Raw genomic sequence first — 3,502 nt, forward strand, 5'->3', positions numbered from 1 at the left:
TGAGCATATTCGCTTCCACATAACTATTGGCGAGAGCGCGTTTAATGGTTGGGTCGAAGTCATCAAATTGGTAGGCAAGCTCAAACTGGTTTCGTGCTTCGTCACTTTTGCCTTGGCTTTGTAACACTAAACCGCGCAGCATCACACTCTTCGCATTATTGGGCTCAACCGAGAGGGCTTTATCTAAATATTGGTTTGCCTCAGCGTAATTTTTGTGTATTAGCGAAATCTGCGCTAAACCGTTGAGCATATTGCTGTTTTGACCAAACTCAAGTTGGGCGCTTTCATAAATTGACTTAGCTTGTTCTAACTCTTTTTTCTGAATATGTGCTGCAGCCTTTAATAGCTGAACATCAAGCTTTACCGATGACGATAAACTACGCGGTGTTGGCAAATCGATAAGTGCATCAAACCGGCGGCTAATAAGATAGGCATTGGCTAACGGTACAATTACTAAGTTTAAATCTGCGCCCGCTGCCATAACCTCTTCAAATTCTGTAATAGCGTCATTGACGTAACCATCTACGAGTAGCACGCGCCCCATTAAAAGCTTTGAAGGTAAGTGAGAAGGGGACGCTTGCAGCGCATTTTTTAGGTGAATATACGACTCTGAAAATTCCTCCTGATTAAACGCCGATAGTGCTTTTTCGTAGTTTTCAGAGGTATCAGCAAATGCTAACGAGGGCAGTACAGCACAAAAAGCAATTGCACTAAGTGAGATGGGTAGTAAAAGACGTTTCATAAATTAGGTTGACTCTTTTCCTTAGAATGCAGAGCATAAAATACTACGGTATATTTTGCGTAATTACCTCAGTTATTCAATGACTACGAACATACCAAGGTATGTTTTTAGGCAAAAAAAAACCTCACAATGTGAGGTTTTAGATGTTTCATAAATTTTTATGCAGACTTGCGACGACGCCAAGCAGCGAACAAGCCAAAGGATGCTAGCACGGCTAGTGAGCTAGGCTCTGCAACATCTGTAGGTGGTTTAGGATCTGGGCCAGTGCCTGCGATAGTTTTAATACCAGCAATCTTGAGAAAATCATTTCCACCACCGAAATATCCATTAGATGACGATGACTGTCCAAATGAACTGTTGTAAGCACCGATGACCCAATATTTAGAATCATATCCAGCAGTTTCGCTAGTCAGAGAAACCCAATTAGTACTTAGGTCAGCAAAGCTCGTGCTAAATAAGACATTACTGGCAGAGGATACATCTGACCATGTCTGGCCTTCTAAAGTAGGTAATGAGTCGAACGCTGCAATCGAAATATCAGAATCATAAGGAGCTGAGCCTAAGTCAATTTTTGTAATCGAAACGAAATCGTCAAAAGTTAGCAAAAGCATATCAGAATCATATCCGTTATCAACGTAATGCTCATTGTAATTTTCATCTCGATTTAAGTTAAGTAACCCCCAACTATTTTGTGCGGCAGTAGCAGTCTCGATGGAGTTAGAGCTCCCTGTATCTGCCCATGCATTAATTGAAAGTGCGTTATCTGATGATGAAAAATTTAATTGATTTCCGTCGTAGTTTCCTGAACCATACTTAGTACCTGACGTAGTAAAATTCCACACTGTATAATCTGTTGCTAAGCTAGCAAATGACATAGTCAATAACGATGCTGCAATCGCTGCGCTGCGCAAAATAAGTTGTTTTTTCATATTAAACCTTCCAGTCCGTAAAAGATGCTGAGTGTTATCAATTTTATACTTTTACTCTAAGCATATATCGCGCCATTTATAAAAATTATTTTATTTCAATGGGTTGTTTGAATTTAGAATCGCATTTTAGTTTTATTGTAAAGAAGTTCGACAGCTGAGCTGATCAGTGACTCAATCCGTATACATGACAACAAGTATACATTTATTTGTGGGAGAGAATATAGGAAATACGTATAATAGGTATGCTTAAAAATACGCCAACATAAGTTTGAAAGAGAAATTCAGTAATGGATTGATCTTGCAGTTTTTTTTAATTGCCCAATAACTACCATCAAACGTTTATGTTATCTTGGCGCCGTTATTTTATCTAAGGAGCTGTTATGCCCGAATCTAAGCGTAAAGGTATTTACCTTTTACCCAATTTATTAACCACTGCCGGTTTATTTTCTGGCTTCTATGCTGTTGTTGCGTCAATGAATGGACACTTCGAAGCTGCGGCTGTAGCGATATTCATCGCAATGATTTTTGACGGCCTTGATGGGCGTGTTGCTCGTATGACCAATACCCAAAGTGAATTTGGTGCCGAGTATGATTCCATGGCAGATATGGTGTCCTTCGGTATGGCGCCAGCGCTGGTTGCCTACAACTGGGGATTGAGCGGTTTAGGTAAAATAGGTTGGTTAGCTGCCTTTATATATGTAGCTGGAGCCGCTTTACGTTTAGCGCGTTTTAATACCCAAATTGGCATTGCCGATAAACGCTATTTTCAAGGTTTGGCCAGCCCCGCGGCAGCTGCATTGGTGGCAGGTCTCGTTTGGGTAGGCGGAGAGTATGATGTCAATGGTGATGACTACGGCGTTCTAGTTGCCTTAGTAACTAGCTTGGCTGGCCTATTGATGGTGAGTAATTTTAAATACAATTCATTTAAAGAAGTAAACTGGCACGGTAAAGTACCATTTGTAGCTTTACTTCTTGTGATGCTGATTTTCGTAGTGGTTGCGACTGAGCCTGCTTTAGTTCTATTCGTCGTGTTTGCCTTATACGCACTCGCTGGACCCATCAATACATTTAGAAGTGTAGATAAGGTCAAGTTAGAACACGTCGTAGGAGATCCAGATGAAAACGATGCTGATTTTACGCAAGGTGATGAGCAAACTGAGAGCGCCATAGATGATGACGCTGAGGAGCCAACGAACAAGCAATAGCGCTTTGTTGCTATGACGTTTGTGAAGTCAAAGTAATAACCTTATATAAAGATGGCTGGGCTAATTGGAGAATTAAGCCCTGCCATCTGCTCCAAAATCCACTTCTGTGTTCTTTAACCCCAATATGACGATTAGCTCGTGTAATAAGTAGGCTAGTCGTTAGCTTTTTCCGGAACACATACATACGTTCCTTAATCTACGTTTCATTTTCTTCCTGATTCTCATCAAAACATAACCCGAAACTACTCTCATTGACGTTTTACGTTCTTATATGCACAGCATTTTGGTTAAAACAGGCCGGTTACTGGTTTTAATCTGACGCTATAAGGTGGATTACAAGTTAGCGATCCTGCTACAGATGGCCAAAACGTGCAAAACCCGACCAAATTGTACCTTCTGCGAGCTTAATGGTTATAAGTTGAGCAGTTAAACATTTTTTTGAAATAAACACTTGCGATCAAAAAAGGGATCTCTATAATGCGCATCTCGCTTCGGGGAGGCCACTTAAAACGGCTCACCGCGACAGGATTTTCTTAGTGTAAATCGTGTCACTGCGATGCTCTAAGGGCGTTGTAGTTAGCGGGATGCAGCAAATTGCTTAGTTTGAAATTAAATTAAAAAAATTG

Annotated in this window: 3 protein-coding genes; 1 reads left to right on the forward strand and 2 read right to left on the reverse strand. The window is 40.7% G+C overall.

What is annotated here, in order from left to right; translation table 11 throughout:
- Positions 1-742, reverse strand: a 742-nt coding sequence (locus tag GMES_RS19515; protein ID WP_039987855.1) for a tetratricopeptide repeat protein, incomplete at its 3' end; no start/stop codon positions are given.
- Positions 743-900: 158 nt separating this feature from the next.
- Entirely contained in the window at positions 901-1,671 is a 771-nt protein-coding gene (gene xdp1 / locus GMES_RS19520; protein ID WP_006994534.1) for an exosortase-dependent surface protein XDP1, read from the reverse strand.
- A 380-nt stretch (positions 1,672-2,051) separates the two neighbouring features.
- Between xdp1 and pssA the strand changes: the two genes are divergently transcribed.
- On the forward strand, positions 2,052-2,876 hold the full coding sequence (gene pssA / locus GMES_RS19525) for a CDP-diacylglycerol--serine O-phosphatidyltransferase (protein WP_006994535.1): 825 nt from the start codon (positions 2,052-2,054) through the stop codon (positions 2,874-2,876).
- Positions 2,877-3,502 lie beyond the last annotated feature (626 nt).

Origin of the sequence: Paraglaciecola mesophila KMM 241 (assembly GCF_000315015.1) — a bacterium.
In the GTDB taxonomy this organism is placed as follows: Bacteria; Pseudomonadota; Gammaproteobacteria; order Enterobacterales; family Alteromonadaceae; genus Paraglaciecola; species Paraglaciecola mesophila.